Raw genomic sequence first — 18,029 nt, 5'->3', positions numbered from 1 at the left:
GCATGGATCTCAAGCAGCTATGGAAGCAAAGACGCACGGGATTCTGGAATGGAATTCTTCCTTATCTGGGTTATGTCATTCAGAGCGGCGTAGCCATGGTGTTCTTATTTCTCGTCATTGCGTTCTCCGCCTGGTATACATCGTTTGTACAGCACATCCCGGCGGGATTTCCGATTCGTTGGATTACGTTGCTGCTGCTGGCACCACTGGTGCTGTTTAGCAGTTATCGTACATATCTGCATCCGGCAGACATCGTATTTTTACGTCCGCAGGAATATCGGATGCACGAATATCTGAAAAACAGCTTCGCTCGTGGCATGATTTATAAAACCTTGGGTATGCTGCTCGTATTTGTAACGTTATGGCCGCTCTATGTTCGAGCAGATCAGGATGCAAGGCCATTTGGCTGGTTTATCCTGCTTCTCCTGTTGTGGAAAGGGCTATCGAGCTATGGGGCTTGGCAAGAACTGCGCATGGTGCAAATCGGCGCCGCCAGAGGATATCGTTTGCTTCGATGGGCATTGGCTGTACTGGCGATTGCCGCCTGGTTGTGGCAGCCTCCACAGCGCAGCATCTGGTTCCTGCTGCTGCTGGCCGTCGTTTATATCGTTGCCCTGCGTATCCCTCTGAAACATCGGGTTTCATGGGACCGTCTCATTCAGGTGGAGCAGGGCCAGGCTGGCCGAGTGATGCGCACGCTAGGATGGTTCGTCGATGTACCTTCATCAGGCCAAAAAGTAAGTTCTCGCCGCTGGCTCAGCAAATGGGGGAGTGGTCTCCCGTGGAATGCAGGGAAAGCTTATCGCTATCTGATTACCAAAACGTTCATCCGAACTGAAGTGTTCTCCATCGTTGTGCGCTTGGTTGTACTGGGCATGCTGCTGTCCTGGTGGACGGCAGGCAGTTATTTCGGTATTGGTGTATACCTGTTCTTCCTGCTGCTTGTGGGTGTGCAGCTGGGTGCGCTGCGACGCAGTCATAGCGAATCGTTCTGGATTATGATTTATCCCATCTCGGGAGAGAGTCGTCGCTCCCAGGTACTGGGATTCATTTCGAATCTGCATGCACTGGCTGCCTTGTTTATGTGGCTGCCGATGCTGGCTGCGGGATGGAGTGGACTGAGCATGACCGGAGCAGCATTGGTCCTTGGTGTGCTGGTCATCTACTTAATGCGACGTTCTCAGGGCAACAAGTGGTTGAAGGAAGAAGAGGATGAATGAACGGTCGGACGTCTGACCACTTAGTGTTCAATGGCAGCGCTGACCAGGGCTCTTGCGTAACGTAACCAAAGAAGGGTATTCCGAGCTGTATCCCGGAATACCCTTCTTTGTGCTGCAGTCAGCTTACCTTGTTCCGACTCCTGGTGAGGACGTATGGACTAACAGAGGAACGATTTAGTGATAATGACGAGCAGGATAAACAGAACGAGAATGGCACCTGTATTTGTAAATCCTCCGTAACCGTAACCGCCGCATCCATAACCGCCTCTTGTTTCTTCAACTACTCCAGACATGGTCATTCCCCTTTTCAAGTGGTGTTGGGCACGCCCTTGCGTACATCGTATATTATGTGCCTTGGGGATAGGCTGATTGGGCCGTTGCCCGGTAGAGCCTGAAAATTATCGTTTTGGGCATATGCCCGTCAAGATCGCCATACGTCTTCAAAGCGGAACACAAAATACCCCTTTATATCGAGAGACATTCGTCAGGATACAAAGGGGATCATATTCGTCAGGAAACGGACGCAAGTCCGCTCCCTGACTTATTTACTTGGGTAAGCATTACTGCATATGAATTAAGTAGTCTGTAGATCCAAAACGCCACGATAGATCGTATCGAACAAATCTTCCAGTCCGGATTCTTCAATACAGGAGAAGGCAATTCGCAGATCAGCTTCACCCAGCGCGATGGTACCTACGCCGTATTGCTGCAGCAAATGGGTCCGGAGCTGCTCTGCGCCCACATCCTTCAGCTTCAGGCACATGAAGTAACCGGAGTTGAACGGATAGTAATCCCATACTTCACCGTATTTACCGCTATCGAGAATGGCTTTTACTTTGTTGGCGCGGCCTTTCATGATTTCAAACTTCTCCAGCTTCTGTGCTTCAAACTCAGGTGCTTTCAGCGCATCCAGCACAAACGTTTGGGAAGGATGAGGGCCACTGGAGATGGTTGCCCGGATAATACCGAGTGTTTTTTGCTCCAGAGCATGGAGAACCGCAGCATCTTCATGGGCGTACGTGATGAATCCAACGCGGAAGCCCCATACGAATTCTTCCTTCGTAGCACCGTCAACTTTGACAGTCAGCACACGTGGGTGAAGGTTCGCCAGCTTGCCAAACAGGGATTCGTGAATGGAATCTTCGAAGAAGAGACCAAAGTAGGCATCATCTGTCACAGCAACGACGTTCACACCAGCCTCAGCCGCTTGACGGATCGTGTCCACGATTGCATCTGCTTCTTCCGCTCCAGGCGTATAACCTGTCGGGTTGTTCGGGAAGTTCAGCAGCACGATGGCTTTGCCTTTGTCCTTCTGCGCAAGCAACGCTTCGAGCAGGCCTGCACTGTTGAAATTCAATTGATCATCGAACAGGGGATAATGAACTAACTCGCCGTGGCGACGAATTCCAAAGGTCAGCTCATAATTTTCCCAGTTTTTATCCGGATATATAACAGCGTCCCCTTCTTCGGCGAACAGGTCGGCTACGATACTCAGTCCATGCGTTAATGCGTTAGTCACAATGGGGTTACCAAACGTTTTACCTTCAAGGGAAGGTGTTTCCTTCAGCATCTTGTCTCTCCATACGGTCCGCAACTCAGGCTTCCCTGCAGGCGGAGCGTAAGGGTACAAATCCTTCGGTTGGTATGCGGACAGCTTATCCTGAATAACAGCTAAGTGCATCGGCACACCGTCCTCCAGAGCAATACCAATCGTAGCATTGTAGGTTTTGGCCAGACTTGCTGCTTCAGCAGACTGACTCAAGATACCTTCTTTTGGAAAATAGATTTCTTTGCCGAGCTGCGACAGCATGGAGTAGACGTGACTGCTGCCTGCCTGAATACTTTCGTTCAACTGTTCAGCCAGTGGATTCATTCTTTTCATCCTTCCAAGTCTTTGGGATTCAACTGCCTAACATTATAACACCTTGCCTTGCCCCCGTCACGGAAATTACGCATAATGACAGTTTTATCACTTCACCGCGTTGTTGCGGGTGTTTTTGGGTTAGGTTAATGTCACTTCTCCCTTTTGATTATACGATGGAAAATGAATGTTATTTCTGATGAAAAGGACAGTATTTCCGCATCATTTCGGCAGTTTCAGCATCGCGTCCTTCGTTACGCTGTTCCAGTTCACCGCTAATATGATCAAAGCGTTCAGCCGAGAGGTTCTGTCCAAATTTGAATTTGGCAGTGACCCGTTCAGGAACAATGCGGACCACAGCCACGGCTTTGAGATTACCCTTGTAGCGGGGATCATCTGCATCAATGGGGAGATATCCGCCCTGCGGCTGGAGTTTCTCCATAAAACGTTGCAGAACCTTGCCCTTGATATCCAGATCCTGAACCGGCTCTGCCTGTCCGAATGCCATTACACTTTTGAAAAAAGACGTTGCCGGACAAGCTAACTCGGGATCACTGAAATAAGATGGAATCAGGGAAAACTCTTCTGCTACGGTAAAACTGACGGAGGAATCCTGCTTGATCTGCTTCATCTTCTCTCCGGCAAGACTGCCGTGAAAATAAAAACAACCATCCATATATACAAAGTTTAGCGGTGTCACCCGCGGCTGCCCGTCCGGACTGACCGTTCCCAGAAAACCAAAGGAGCACTGGGCCAGAAATGTTATCATTTCCTGCTCTTCATCTACATTGAATTCTTTTCTTCTCATCGGTGTTCCCCCTTGAATGGCATGTGGAATAAATCGCTGTACCTTAGCCATAACAATAGAACCTACATTGACATATAAAAAGATCCAATTTACATTCACTTTAATAGACCAATTTATTTGGAAAAAGAGGTGCACGATGGAATTGTGGCTGCCTATGGATTCATACGAGCTTCAACACCGCTACAAATACGAGGCATTGTACCATGCTTTGCGTGACGCCATTCATGCTGGGACGCTGGTTGGAGGCACAAGACTGCCTTCCACCCGAGAGCTGGCACGTCAATATGAAATGTCACGCGGCTCCGTGGCCCAGGTATATGACATGCTGCTCGCCGATGGTTACGTGCGAGCGCATAGGGGAAGAGGAACCTTTGTTTCGGATACCATAACAGCTCAGGAACATGCAGAGCGGGAGGCAATCATTCAACTTTCTCCATGGGGAGAGCGGGTGAGTACGCTGAATATTCAGAATCAAAAGCAACAACCGTCAGCCCTTGCACCCGAGCAACGAGTCATCAACTTCCACGTACAGCGTATGCCTGCCGAGCATTTTCCACAAGCGGAATGGAAAAGTGCGCTGGCCGCCGTTCATCGGAGCGGGTCGCATGAACAAAGTGGTGCTGCCGGAGACCCTGAACTGCGTGAGGCCATCGCTTCACATCTGAGGTGGACGCGGGGCATTCAGGCTGAGGCATCACAGATTGTGCTGTTTAGTGGCTCCATGCAGGGCATCACTTTGCTGACACAATTGCTCATCCCTGAAGGGGCTGCAGTTATATTGGAAAACCCGGGTTATCAGGGAATTGCCCATGCCGTTAAGTCCTGCGGAGGAAAAATTATTCCAGCGGAAGTAGATAACGGAGGAATTATTCCGCAGTCCTGGGAAGCACAGACGTTATTTGTAACGCCAACCCGCCAGTTTCCTACAGGAGCTGTCCTTGGTCTGGACAGACGGAGAACCATACTTGAATGGGCCTCGGAGCGAAATGCCGTCATTATTGAAGATGATTATGACAGTGAATTTCGCTGGGGAGGCAGGCCGATTGAACCGCTCAAAGTACTCGATCGTGAACAACGGGTTATCTATGTCGGATCATTTTCACAAACGATGGTTGCATCCATTCGGCTTGGTTACGCGGTTCTGCCACCAAGTCTGGTACAGCCACTGATCGCTGCAAAAGCATTGTACGAACCCGTACCTCCTGCCCTTCTGGAGCAGCGTGCACTCGCGAAATTTATGTCCCGAGGAGGGTATTTGCGCCATCTAAGAAGGCTAACCCGACTCTACGGGGAACGGCATGCTTATTTTGTCAATGAGATGAAGCGGGAATTACCGGAACCCTTCCTCATGCAGCCTGGGGATGCTGGATTGCATATTTATGCTTCGTGGAAAGGGGATATCGACAGTTACAAGCGGTTCAAGGCACTGGCTCAGGAGGAAGGTGTCATATTCCGCGATGCGGTCCGTTATTGGCTGACTCCAAGTCCCCCGGCTGCGTGTTTTGGCTTTGCACATCTGGAGAAAGAGGAGATTCAAGAGGGGATAAGGCGAATGCGGTTAGCATGGGAGAAGTGCACATTTTCGTTTCGGTGAATTCCGCTGTATAATGGGATAAGACGTTTCGCTCCAGCAGGAGCAGAAATCATATTATATAAACACATATCGCATCATGATGGATGCAGTATGCAAAAGAGATTAACTTTCAAGGGGGAGTGGCGACATGCTGCAGGCATCGCCGTCATCTTTTGTTATTTTGCCCGCCGTCGCCAAAATTGTCTGCGAACCGGGATGGAAGTGGCAGAAGCGGGAAAAACCGATGCAAAACTATGACTTATTTTATGTATGGAGTGGTGAAGGGACCGTTGTGCTGAATGACCGGTCGTATGAAGTAGGCAAGGGTAGTTGTTTTCTGTTCAGGCCAGGTGATCATCCTACTGCAACACATAATAAGCAAAAACCGTTGGTACTTACGTATATTCATTTTGATGTAGATATACCCGTTAATGATGTTCCCCAGTCCTATCGTGAGGTACTGGAAACGGTGGAATTCGAGCACTTGCTGGCTCGGTATGTAAGACTGTTCCTATCCGATGTATATGGGCGGGATGAGGAGAGCCGGTTGATTCTGAAACAGCTGATGATTCATTTGCTGCGCGCGGACACGGAAGCTCCTGTGGAGAAAAAGGTAAGCAATCAGTTGTCTGATGTCATCCAGGAGGTTGCTAACTATGTACGTCAGCATCCGGGGATAACACATCGCGTGGAAGACCTCGCTGCAAGGGCTGGATTATCGCCTCGATACTTCTCGATTAAGTTCAAGGAATTGATTGGTTCATCCGTGCAATCCTATATCATTCGCATGCGCATTGAGCGGGCCGAGCATCTTTTGGTGCACACTGGCATGAATGTGACCGAAGTGGCAGATGCCCTTGGGTACCGCGATATCTTTTTCTTCAGTCGTCAGTTCAAGCAGTACACCGGCAAAAGTCCGTCCGAGATTCGATAGGACATCTCGCTGTCCGGTAGAATATGGCAACGTTTCAATTCTGGGAAGCAGGGGTAAGTATGTAGCATTCCAGACGATCGAAAGGGGGAACTTGTGATGAACGGAAAACGTCGCGTCCGCAACCGGGGATGCTCTACCAAGGGCTTTAATATTTTCCGGAACCGCCTGCGCCGCTCCAAACCGGCAGAGGAAATGCAGGATGTATGGTTTTAAGGAATGGTTAGAAAACCAATATGACGAAGCTTAGCTTCGTATTGCATGTATACATGAAATGAGAATGGACATCATCCTGACTTCTACATCGCTCTGAAGCGGATAATTGGATTCTCTGATTAGCAAAAGGTACTCATAGCCTGGACACTTTACCCTAAAAAGGTGTTCCGGCTGCGAGTACCTTTTTATGTAGGCCACAAAGTTCTATGTGATCTCTTTCTTGAGATCAAAATTAAAAAAGATGACTCCTGTTATTCAGGAATCATCTGTGTATTGCTCAATGGATGGGTTTTAACCGACCGAGCAATTCTCCCATTTTGACGGAGTCGCCAGGCTGCAAGCCTGGTTTCGGTTCGAATGTACCGCTCTGCGTTAACAGTACGACGGTGGAACCGAATTCAAAATATGCGAGATCATCGCCTTGTGCCCATGAACTTACATCCGCACCTGCGTATTGTATGCTGCTCACATTCATTGCGCCTACTTTCACGACAGCAACCTCTCCAAAATCATGAGCAATATACGTAATGAGCCGTTCGTTTCGACTCAGCACTGATTTCATATGGGTCAGACCAAAATCATTTACGGGATAAACCTTGCCTTTAATATGCTCACTCTCAATGCGGCGACCGCTAACAGGCGCATGAATGCGGTGATAGTCGCGTGGGCTGAGATACAGGACAAAGGCATAACCGTGCTTGTACTTCTCCAGATGTGGTGAGTGGTTTAATAATTCAGCAAGTGTATAATTTTGTCCCTTAACATTCAGGAGTGTTCCAGCAGATACAGGACCGGCTGCCGTGATTTTGGCATCTACCGGACTGATCAGTGCATGTTCTGAAAGTTCAAGCGGGCGCATGCCCGGTTTAAGTTTACGGGTAAAGAAATCATTCAAAGAACGATATTCCTTCCAGTCTTTCTCAGCTTCCTGAACAGGGATGTCGTAGGTCCGGACAAAATAAGGGATAAATGCCTTGCTTCCCCGGCTCTTGGAGAAGGCTCCCACAGTCCGGGAGATCCATTTGCGAGAAGAAAGCTCGGTCATTAACCGCAACAGCGTTTTTGCCATGAATATCCCCCTTAGGGTTAGTGCGAACTTCAAGGCCGGCAGGACCGGCCGTTCTGCATAATATTGACACAGAATGCCCACGAAATCAATACAGGCCGCGATCATACGTCTGGGGTTGCCTTGGTATGCGCGAATTCTGCTCCAGCAGCAGACGTCCGTAAGCCATAGGATGCCGGTAGCTGGCTTTCCAAGTCTCCGTCATTCCGGCCTTGCGGAAACCGTAGCGCTGATCCCTTCCGTTGCATTCGATAAAATAAATCTGGCCCTTCTCTGTTATCCCCAGATCAAGTCCGAGGTCTGCAAGATGAGGCAGGCTCGAAGCCAGCGTCCGTGCGATTCGTAGCCCGACAGACCGGATTCTGGTATCCAGTTCAAGAACATACCAGTCGGTTGACGGCAAGTTAAGGGCTTCGGCCAGCGTCATGACTTTGCTGCCTTGAGCGATATTCGTGACAAACGTATGCGCAGGAGCCACCTTGGCGAATATACCCGTGATCCCCCACAAACCGTCACTTCCACGTTGCACGGATACCCGCAGATCTACAGGTCTTCCTTCATAACGAACCAGGGGGATGCGCTCTTCAATGAGATAGGCATGCCGAAAAATACGGCGCAAGGTGGCTGATGGCAGTTGTCCCTTATTCAGTCGAAAGGTGGCCCATCCCTTGCGTGAAGTTCTTGCCTCACATGTCAGTTTCCATTGACCGTCCTTTTGGAATATCCGCATAATGCCGTGACCGATGCTTCCGCTGCATGGCTTGATCACCAGATCATCGTAATGTTCCATCATATATGCCAAAGAATCAGGTGTAGCTTTGACCGCACGGGGGAGATATTGCCTGAGACCGGGGTCCTGATAAAGGATCTCGTGAATGTGGTCTTTGCGGTATCGATTGCGAACATTATATACCTGTATGCCCTGCAACAGCAGTTTGGTCACCTGGTGCTGCTCCGAACGGCGAAGCTGGAGAGCACGGTTATGAATAACGGGGGGCAATGGCATCCTTTGACGAACGTATATGCCCTCTTTTTTAACATAGGCCATACAGGTTTTGGTATCTAAATCCACGTCTTCCAGCCGCAAAAAACAAGGAGTTAATCCATAACAGGCCGCTGCCTGTTCAACATTCTCGAGTGATTCCTGACCCGTTCTTCCAGCCGGTATCCCCCGGTACATGCGTGAATCGAACATAATACCGATCGTTTCTTGTAGCATGACCGTTCCTCCTTCGATGTTATCGCAATCATGGATGTCCATCCATGGAATGCCGGCCTGTCACCGCATGGATGGACATCACGATAACGCAGACCGGAATCATGATGCATCGATATGCATCGACATGTACTTGTTAGCCTTCCGCTTCCATGCAATCCAGGTAGAGGTGGGTCGCTGTGCGGATGGAAGTCATTTTACGGATTTATACAAATGCTTATGGATTATCGTATGACATTGCTGGATCAGGGGCGTGGACAGCCGCCTTTCATCTAAAGCCGTGCACAGCCTATTTCGCCATGGACAAGTAAATCACTCGTATGTTGACTCCTACACTCATCCAATGTTATCGGCAAAAGTCGTGATTTGAAGTGGCAGATGCCTATATCGAAGCATATGATGCCGGAGACGAACGTTAGAGGAAGGAGCTAGCTGCATGAGTAAAAAAGGCAATAAGAAGGTTCCTACGCCAAAACTGCGGCATGTGAGTCCCAAATTTAAGGAACTGGATCTGGCCAATCGACGGTCAGACACAATGGACTCAGGTTTCACTTCGAATAGGGAAGAACGCTTGAATACAAATAAACGGTATTCGAAGGCCATTCAGGTATCCGAAGAATTCCTATCCGAATCAATGGAGCTACCTGCTTCAACGAACGAGCTGGAAGACCTGGAGATCGTAACCAAAGTCATCAAGCCGGAACCCGTAGAGTCTGATAACGAGAAAGTCGTCGAGACGCAAGATAGCCTGGAAAAGCAGATACAGGTCAGCAGCGTGGCTCCGCTTGTTCTGGAAGAAGAGGTGGGTATCATCAAGCAAGAAACAGCAAGCAGGGATCGGCTGCAGATCCTGAACCAGAACCAGATGCCTGGTCATACCGGACACTATATCTACACGGACGACTTGAGTGAATTTGCTGTTACGGAGAGCAAACTAGCTCCTTTCTCTGTGGATGCCTCCAAGCTGAAACCGGATGCGGTTGGCAGTGAAGCATTGCAGGATTATGCGGTGACCAGCATTCACATTGCAGACGGGGCCATTGTTTCCGCGAAACTTGCGGAAGCGTCTGTATCTGAGGAGCACCTGATTGATGGCTCTGTGTCTGGTCACAAAATACGAAATGCTTCTATTGCCGGTGAGAAAATCAGAGATGGCAGTATTACTTCTCAGAAGCTTGGCAACCAGGCCATCGATTCGGCCAAAATTGCTGACGGTTCCATCAGCACAAGACATCTCAGCCGCATGCTGGTAACGGAGGAATTAATCAAGAATCATGCCGTAACTGGAGACAAGATCGCGATTAGCGGCGTGGATACAAGGCATCTTACGGGAGGAGCAGTGAATACCTCCAAACTGGCTGACGATGCAGTGACTACATCCAAAATTCGTGAAGCTGCTGTCACAGGCAGCAAAATCGAAGAACACTCCATCGAGTCTCACCATATTCAGGCAGGTGCTGTTAAACAGACACATCTGGCAGAAGGGTCTGTCGGTCGTTCACAACTAACTATTGGTAGTATTGGAAGTGACCAGATCGAGGATGGATCCATACAAACAAGACATTTAGCTGAGGGTTCGCTAAGCGGAAGACATCTGCTGGACGGTTCAATCGGTTCAAGCCAGATTCGCGCTCATGCAGTGGGCAAGGAGCAGATTGGCAATGGAGAAGTGGGCAGTGAGCATTTGACAGAAGGTGCAGTAACCAGCAGCAAACTGGCAGACCAGTCGGTTGGAACAGCAAAATTGCTGGAGCAGTCCATTACGGCCTCCAAAATCGCTGATCAGAGCGTCATTTCTTCCAAAATTGCGGATGAGGCTGTACAGGGTAAACATCTTGCCAAAGGGTCCATTCGAGGGGAACACATTGCGAATCGGGGAATCACGCCGGTACATGTGGATAATTCCGCAATTCACTCCATTCACATTGCAAGTGGAAGCATCGAGGCAACTCATTTGTCTACCGGAAGTGTGTCCGGAGATGCTCTCGCAGATGGCGTGGTAACTGAGCGGCATCTGGCAGAGTCAGCTGTAGGTACGTATGAATTGCAGGATGCTGCCGTTACAGACGCCAAGCTCGCGGATGAAAGTGTGACAGCAGAAAAGCTTGGAACGGCATCGGTTAGCAGCAGAGCGCTTGCTCCGGGAAGTGTTATATCCTCGCATCTTGCGAGTGGTGGAGTCACAAGTACACATCTGGCACCAGGCAGCGTGGGTTCCGAGGCCCTGAGACCTTATGCAGTGAAATCGGAACACCTGACAGAACATGCCGTGGGTGTACCTCATCTTCAGCCAGGCAGTGTTGAAACGGATGCTATTGCACGGGCTGCGGTCACAACAGACAAAATGGCTCTGGATAGTGTAACTTCAGCCCAGTTGGCTGACGGGTCCATTTTTCCGCCTCATCTAACAGATCATGCGGTTACCTCCCCCAAGCTCTCACCAGAGAGTGTTGCTACGGATAAACTGGCGGATTTTGCTGTCACGTCAGCCAAACTGGCAGACGGAAGCGTGACTTCTTCCAAGATTATGGCAGAGAGCATTAATGCCAAGCATATTCCAGCAGGAACCATTCGCGGGTATCACCTGAAGCAGCATGCCGTTTCACTGGAACATTTGTCGGAGGAAGTACGTTCACCGGAATTATTTGCTGATGGCAGTATTACGGGCAACAAACTTCGGCATGGGTCCGTAAGTGCGGACCATTTGACAGCAGACTCGGTATCCGGGACAGAACTACAACAGGCTGCTGTAGGTAGCGAGCACTTGCAGACATCCGCTGTACAATCCGTCCATCTGGCAGACGGAAGCGTGAAATCTGAACATTTGGGAACGCAAGTCGTGAGCTCACAGCATCTGAAGGCAGACATCATTTGTGAGGAGCATATTGCTGAACAGGTGGTCACATCGCATCACTTGGCACCTGGATCTGTTGAAACAGACCATCTGGCACCTTTATCCATTACAGCGGCTCACCTTCAGCCAGGTTTGATTAGTGGTTTGCATCTTCAGGCAGAGTCAACAAGTGCTGTTCACCTGCAGCAAGGAGCTGTGCATTCCCGTCATATTCAAGATGGTGAAATTCTTCCTCATCATATCCATGAACGCAGCATCGGAACGTCTCATCTGGAAGAAGAAGCGGTAAGTACGATTATTTTGCAGGATGAATCTGTAACACGCTCCAAACTTGCGAGTGGTAGTGTAGATGGCAGCAAATTAGCAGCAGGTGCAGTATCGGCTACCCACATAGCAAGCGAAAGTGTGCAAACCCATCATATCCAAGCAGGAGCAATCCTTGCTGATCATATTCAAGAGTGCAGTATTGGCTCAGTTCATCTCGAAGAGGAGTCTGTAAGTGCGGTTCATTTGCAAAATGGATCTGTAACGAGTGCCAAACTGGCGGATGGCAGTATAAACGGCAGCAAGTTACTCGAAGGTGCGGTATCGGGGATTCATATTGCATCCGAAAGCGTGCAATCCGGGCATATTCAGGCAGACGCCATTCATGCTGACCATATTCAGGAGCGAAGCATCGGCACAACCCATCTGGAAGAGGAAGCAGTAAGTGCCGTTCATCTGCAAAATGGGTCCGTCATCAGTGCCAAACTGGCCGACGGCAGTGTAGCCGGCAGCAAGTTGGTCGAAGATGCGGTGTCGGGAATCCATATCGCGTCTGGAAGTGTGGAGCCCCGCCATATCCAGGCAGGAGCGATCCTTGCTGACCATATTCAGGAGCACAGCATTGGCATGTTACACTTGGAACAGGAAGCAGTAAGTGCCATTCATCTGCAAAATGGATCTGTAACAAGTGCCAAGTTGGCCGACGGCAGTGTAACCGGCAGCAAGCTGCTTGAAGGAGCAGTATCGGATATCCACATTGCAGACGATAGTGTGCAATCCCGTCATATTCAAGAGGGAACAATCCTTGCTGATCATATTCAAGAGCGGAGCATCGGCACTGCACATTTGGAAGAAGAATCGGTAAGTGCTATTCATTTGCAAAATGGATCTGTAACGAGTGCCAAACTGGCGGATAGCAGTATAACCGGCAGCAAGTTACTTGAAGGTACGGTATCGGGGATTCATATCGCATCGGAAAGTGTGCAATCCGGGCATATTCAGGCAGGAGCCATTCATGCTGATCATGTTCAGGAGCGAAGCATAGGCACAACCCATCTGGAAGAGGAAGCAGTAAGTGCGGTTCATTTGCAAAATGGGTCCGTCACAAGTGCCAAATTGGCTGACGGTAGCATTAACGGCAGCAAATTGCTCGAAGATGCTGTATTGGGGAGCCATATCGCATCGGAAAGTGTGCAAACTCGCCATATCCAGGCAGGAGCGATCCTTGCTGATCATATTCAGGAGCACAGCATTGGTACGTCCCATCTGGAGGAGGAAGCCATAAGTGCGGTTCATTTGCAAAATGAATCCGTAACGGGTGCTAAACTGGCCGATGGCAGTGTGAGCAGTAGTAAACTGCTTGAAGATGCGGTGTCGGATGTCCATATTGCCAATGGAAGTGTGCAATCCCGTCATATCCAAGAGAGAGCCATACATGCTGACCATATTCAGGAGCGCAGCATTGGGATCTCCCACCTCAAAGCGGAATCGGTAAGTGCGATTCACCTGCACAATGGTTCCATAACAAGTGCCAAAATAGCGGACGGCAGTGTAAACGGTAATAAATTGCTTGAAGGTGCGGTATCGGCTATCCACATGGCAGACAAAAGTGTGCAATCTCGGCATATTCAAGAAGGAACGATTCATGCTGATCATATTCAAGAACGCAGTATTCGCACAACCCATCTGGAAGAGGAAGCAGTAAGCGGAATCCATCTGCAGAATGGATCGGTAACAAGTGCCAAATTGGCCGATGGCAGCGTGAATGGCAGCAAACTGAGTGAACAAAGCATTACCTCCAATCACTTGAATGCGGGAATTGTAGGTCCGGCCCATTTGAGCGAAGAGATATGGAATGCGATTCGTCAGTTCAGTGGAGAAACGCTCGAACAGCTGGCAGCGATCAAAAAACAAGAGGCATTGCTTCAAACAGAAAATGAGGCTGTACCGCCATCACAACCGGCAATTGTCCTGGAACCCTCAAGTGTCGATCTGGAGGAAACGCAGTTTATCCAGACGTCGGGTCAGGAGCTGGGGCTACAACAAGAGGATCCATTGCAAGCTAACCAGCTTGGAGATTCATTGACGACAGCTGGCACGGTCCAGCCACAGCTACCGCAACCACAGTCTGAATTTTCACATGAGATCGAAGGAATTAAGGAGTTCGAGCTGAGGGAGCAAGCAGTTAAGCAGGAGCATTTGAGTGATGGAGCTGTTGGAAGCAGCCAGTTGCAGCATGGATCTGTGGGTCCTGAACACCTGTCATTCCAGCCCGTACGAAGTGTCAGCCGTCAGCCTGTGGTGCAGCAGTTCGGTATGGAGGCCTTTATATTGCCTGAGGATGAAGAGTGTGTGGAAGTAACGGTAGCCTTTGAGGAGTCGTTTATATCGGAGCATTATGTGATTGTAGCCATGTGTAATGATCGGGGATTCCAGGTGTCGCTCCTCTCCCAGAGTGAAGATGAAGCCGTACTGGAAGTGTCACGTACTGCGGGCTCTACACACACCTACGGATTGTTGTCATGGATTGCCGCTGGGCCTTCCTTGTAAGAATGCGAGATCATGTGTCCTTCTTCAAGATAACTGTAGAAGAATGATTTCACATGTTTAAATAGACAAAAGCGGTTCCCGGATATGTCCCGGGACACCGCTTTTTTTCATAGATAAGCTTGCTCCGTTCGGACGATGAGGGGTGCCTGAACGAATTTGATATGAGTTCAACAACAAATGGATTCTTACAGTCCTACAGCTTGATAAGCTTTGGTAATCGCAGTAACCTCAGCGGAAGTTGCACCGTACAGATCTTTGGCTGCTTGGATGGTGGCTGTTTTGGCAGCAGCAAATTTGGATGTTGGCGTCAGATAGTTCACGAGTGTGCTATAGAAGATTTGAATGGCTTTATCGCGTCCAATTCCAGTTACAGTCACACCGTTATGCGTGCCACCTTGAGCTGCAAGATAGTACGCTTTGTTGATGATACCGCTGTTGGTATGAACGCCTCCGTTGTCTGATGTTCCAGTGTAACGGTCAGCGTATTTGTCAGGTTGTCCATACAATGTAGGGTTGGATAGGGAGCGCAGTGCATCACCTGCAATGTTAGGGGTGTAGACATCGTCGCCAAGCAACCAGTTTTTGCTTTGGATCGTATTTCCGAAAATATCAGCGAAGGCTTCATTTAATGCACCTGGCTCATTGCGGTACTCCAGATTGGCTGTATACTCAATGACACCGTGAGTCAATTCGTGGCCAACTACATCCAGATCACCAGATAGGGAGCGGAAAGTCGTTCCATCACCGTCACCAAATACAATCTGTACTCCGTTCCAGAAGGCATTATTGTAGTTGGAGCCGTAATGCACCGTGGATTTAATTAGCAAACCGTTGCCATTGATACCGTTGCGGTTGAATTTGCTTTTGTAGAAATCATATGTGGCAGCAGCATGGGCGTGAGCATCTACGCCGGCACGATCAGTCCATACGTTATCTGAATCTGTCAGGAGTGTACCTGGAGTGGAAGAGCCATTGTTTGCAGTGTAAGTTTCAATGCCATTGCCGCGAGTGGTATCTTTCAGTTGGAAGGTACTGCCGGATTGGGTAGTTGTAAGAGTTTTGGTATCACCTAGTACGCCTGTACCTGTTCCTGTTGCGAAGTTGATGATGTCAAACTGGGATACGATGCTGCCGTCAACGGCATTCACGAAATATTTGGTGCGCAATGGAGCTGGTTCAAGCACATTGACTTCGGTAATGTAAACAAGGTAGGTTTGGTTGTCCTCTTCATTGTGGTAAATGTTCAACTCGGCTTCAGGGGTTTTCTGTGGTTCGCCAAGCTCACCAACACGGGTAGTGGCTTCTTCCGATGCAATCTTGATCGCATCTTCTGCGCTAATTTCAGCGATACCGTCATTAGGGATAGCTTGTTCTTCAATCGGTGGGAGATCTCCAAGTGCGGATGAAACCTGGCCTGTTTTGTCTAAGTGGATCGTTTGCTCGGCACCGTAAACTGGAATTCCTTTAATGTACTGTTTCAGGCGGAAGTGTCGTACACCAGAGGTGTCCGTAGTTCTTTTAATAATTTTGAGTTGGGATTTCACGTCGGAATTCAGGAATTGTTCCTGTTGTCCAAGGAAATTGAAGATCGTTTCGTCAGAGCCGCTGTTCAACTGGATACCCTCCTCGGAGGCATAAGGGGCCTGCAATGGAATGGACTGATCAGACAATGGAGCTGCAGCAGCAGAAGATACGGAAGCGAGCAAAAGAGCTCCTCCAAGAATCGTTGGCATAACTTTAGCAAATTTCATAGTAAACTCTCCCATTCTCAATATGATTTTTTTGGAAAACACATCATTATGCCAATCTCGGTTGGAGTTCCGTCTGCAACTTGGGCAGCGCGGAGTGTGAGGCTGAATCTGAAATGCGGAATATGACAAGAAACGATAAGGAACAAAGTCGGCAGAGCCTGTATGCCTGTGGTAGGGCGTGTCCAAGGAGTACCGTTTATCCGGTTCAGCCAAGAGGCTTCATCGTTCATTGTGGTTCCTCTTTCAGAAGCCAGGGGTCTTGTCCACTTGCGAAGCAGAAGATGTTCTTACGGAGCCGGGGTGTTCGTTCCGGGTTCACATAACAAAAGCTGAATTACGTATTGAACGGCATCACTCCTCTCAAGGTACATGCAACAAAGCAAAAACAGTCTCCTGCATCATCCTGCATGCATAATTAACCTAAGGTCAATTAACAGGAATGAAAAAGGATTTATAAGGAACGTACGTTCCTTGAAAGGATTTTTTTGTCAATCCACTGCTTTGCAACGTATATTATCACAATGCCAAAGTTTGGAAAAGATGCAATTTTAAATTTTTTTAAAATTGTGTCTGAAGTAGGGGAGCCGTAGCATATTTCGCATATTTTGACGAATATTGTCTAAATAAATGGATTGACTGAGCCTGTTAGCAGACAGAACCTGCTCGGTTCAAGGACATACGCCGTTTCCACTGCTTCATGAATACATAGAATAACGTGTACTCCCTTTGCATGGCGATGATGTACACCCGGGAGGTGACTGTGTTGCAAAAACGCGGCAATACAGCTTTTTATGCAGCCAAATTGAATCTGGCACAAAGAAAAGCGCAATTAAAGAAGCGTCGTTTGAAAAGGGCTTACAAAAAGGGTACAAAGGCCTACAAGTACGTAATTCCACCCGTGGAGCAAACGGAATTGCCAGCATTCGGAGCTGAGCATGCGATGAGAGATACACTTGCACAGGGTTCGACGGACTCAGATAAACCACTGCTTTCGGTCATTATACCTGCCATGAATGAAGAGCGAACCATCGGTGCAGTCGTCCGTCAGGCGCTGCGTATATGCCGTGATGCTGAAGTGCTTGTTATTGTGAATGGTTCAACGGATGGGACGGCAGTAGCGGCAAAAAGGGCGGGGGCACAGGTGCTTCGTTATGCCGAAGCTTTGGGACATGATGGAGGAAGAAGAATGGGTGCAGCGGCAGCTCGTGGCAGGGTGCTGTTGTTCACGGATGCAGACATTCCAATTCCGGCAGAACATCTCGCGCCTTATGTGCGAGCGATTCTGGATGGGACGGATGTGGCGCTTAATGATTATAACGGACCGGTGGCGCGTATCCCTGTTCACCCTGTCATAGAGGCCAAACATGCGCTGAACAGCATGCTCGCCCGACCTGATCTGCAAGGGGCCTCCATGACAGCCATACCGCATGCATTAAGTCGCAAAGCACTTGAAGTGATTGGTACGGACACACTGGAGATTCCACCGTTGGCACATGCAAAGGCGGTTACCAGCGGGTTAAAGGTGCATGCCGTTCATCATGTGCCTGTAGGTAAAATGAACGCAGTTCGAGTCAAGAAACGAAAAGGACCTGACCCGCTCAGTCAAGTGGTATGGAATGATCATCTGACAGCGATCAGGTGGATAACCGATACGCTTGGCCCGCGCGGAGGACACTCCGATCTGCAGCGTGTTCGTATCCTGACGAGGTGAGCATGTTG

At 49.1% G+C, this 18,029-nt stretch carries 11 protein-coding genes; 5 read left to right on the top strand and 6 right to left on the bottom strand.

Annotated elements, in window-relative coordinates; translation table 11 throughout:
• The first annotated feature begins 2 nt into the window (after nt 1-2).
• The gene (locus BMY78_RS27580) at nt 3-1,220 is read left to right on the top strand and encodes an ABC transporter permease (protein ID WP_090904486.1); all 1,218 of its coding nucleotides are present in this window, start codon (nt 3-5) and stop codon (nt 1,218-1,220) included.
• A gap of 158 nt (nt 1,221-1,378) precedes the next feature.
• Here the strand turns inward: BMY78_RS27580 and BMY78_RS33120 are convergent, their stop codons facing one another.
• The 3 genes from BMY78_RS33120 to BMY78_RS27570 form a co-directional block, all read right to left on the bottom strand.
• Complete coding sequence (locus BMY78_RS33120) at nt 1,379-1,513, bottom strand: YjcZ family sporulation protein (RefSeq protein WP_208642755.1); 135 nt, start codon at nt 1,511-1,513, stop codon at nt 1,379-1,381.
• A gap of 281 nt (nt 1,514-1,794) precedes the next feature.
• Entirely contained in the window at nt 1,795-3,093 is a 1,299-nt protein-coding gene (locus BMY78_RS27575; RefSeq protein ID WP_090904485.1) for an aminotransferase class I/II-fold pyridoxal phosphate-dependent enzyme, read from the bottom strand.
• 178 nt (nt 3,094-3,271) lie between these two features.
• Complete coding sequence (locus tag BMY78_RS27570) at nt 3,272-3,889, bottom strand: pyridoxamine 5'-phosphate oxidase family protein (protein WP_090904484.1); 618 nt, start codon at nt 3,887-3,889, stop codon at nt 3,272-3,274.
• A 136-nt stretch (nt 3,890-4,025) separates the two neighbouring features.
• Between BMY78_RS27570 and BMY78_RS27565 the strand changes: the two genes are divergently transcribed.
• Together BMY78_RS27565 and BMY78_RS27560 are read left to right on the top strand one after the other, a co-directional pair.
• On the top strand, nt 4,026-5,483 hold the full coding sequence (locus BMY78_RS27565) for a MocR-like pyridoxine biosynthesis transcription factor PdxR (protein ID WP_090904483.1): 1,458 nt from the start codon (nt 4,026-4,028) through the stop codon (nt 5,481-5,483).
• A gap of 127 nt (nt 5,484-5,610) precedes the next feature.
• Entirely contained in the window at nt 5,611-6,396 is a 786-nt protein-coding gene (locus BMY78_RS27560) for a helix-turn-helix domain-containing protein (protein WP_053783204.1), read from the top strand.
• Between the two features lie 490 nt (nt 6,397-6,886).
• On the opposite strand, the gene asd is transcribed toward BMY78_RS27560, so the two are convergent.
• Entirely contained in the window at nt 6,887-7,678 is a 792-nt protein-coding gene (gene asd, locus BMY78_RS27555; RefSeq protein ID WP_076290875.1) for an archaetidylserine decarboxylase, read from the bottom strand.
• Nucleotides 7,679-7,763: 85 nt separating this feature from the next.
• Complete coding sequence (locus BMY78_RS27550; RefSeq protein WP_090904482.1) at nt 7,764-8,894, bottom strand: YheC/YheD family endospore coat-associated protein; 1,131 nt, start codon at nt 8,892-8,894, stop codon at nt 7,764-7,766.
• A 433-nt stretch (nt 8,895-9,327) separates the two neighbouring features.
• On the opposite strand from BMY78_RS27550, the gene BMY78_RS27545 reads away from it, so the two are divergent.
• A complete protein-coding gene (locus BMY78_RS27545) occupies nt 9,328-14,559 on the top strand; it encodes a WIAG-tail domain (protein WP_090904481.1) in 5,232 nt (1,743 codons plus the stop codon).
• A 185-nt stretch (nt 14,560-14,744) separates the two neighbouring features.
• On the opposite strand, the gene BMY78_RS27540 is transcribed toward BMY78_RS27545, so the two are convergent.
• Nucleotides 14,745-16,310, bottom strand: coding sequence for a M4 family metallopeptidase (locus BMY78_RS27540; protein ID WP_090904480.1), 1,566 nt, complete (start codon nt 16,308-16,310; stop codon nt 14,745-14,747).
• 760 nt (nt 16,311-17,070) lie between these two features.
• Here BMY78_RS27540 and BMY78_RS27530 point away from each other — a divergent pair.
• Nucleotides 17,071-18,021 (top strand): glycosyltransferase family 2 protein, encoded by a 951-nt coding sequence (locus BMY78_RS27530; RefSeq protein ID WP_256222484.1) that lies wholly within the window; start codon nt 17,071-17,073, stop codon nt 18,019-18,021.
• The last annotated feature ends 8 nt before the right edge of the window (nt 18,022-18,029 follow it).

Source organism: Paenibacillus sp. OK076, from assembly GCF_900110055.1.
Taxonomy (GTDB): domain Bacteria; phylum Bacillota; class Bacilli; order Paenibacillales; family Paenibacillaceae; genus Paenibacillus.
The sequence above is the reverse complement of the archived record's forward strand: the minus strand, read 5'-3'. Positions and strand labels throughout refer to the sequence as shown.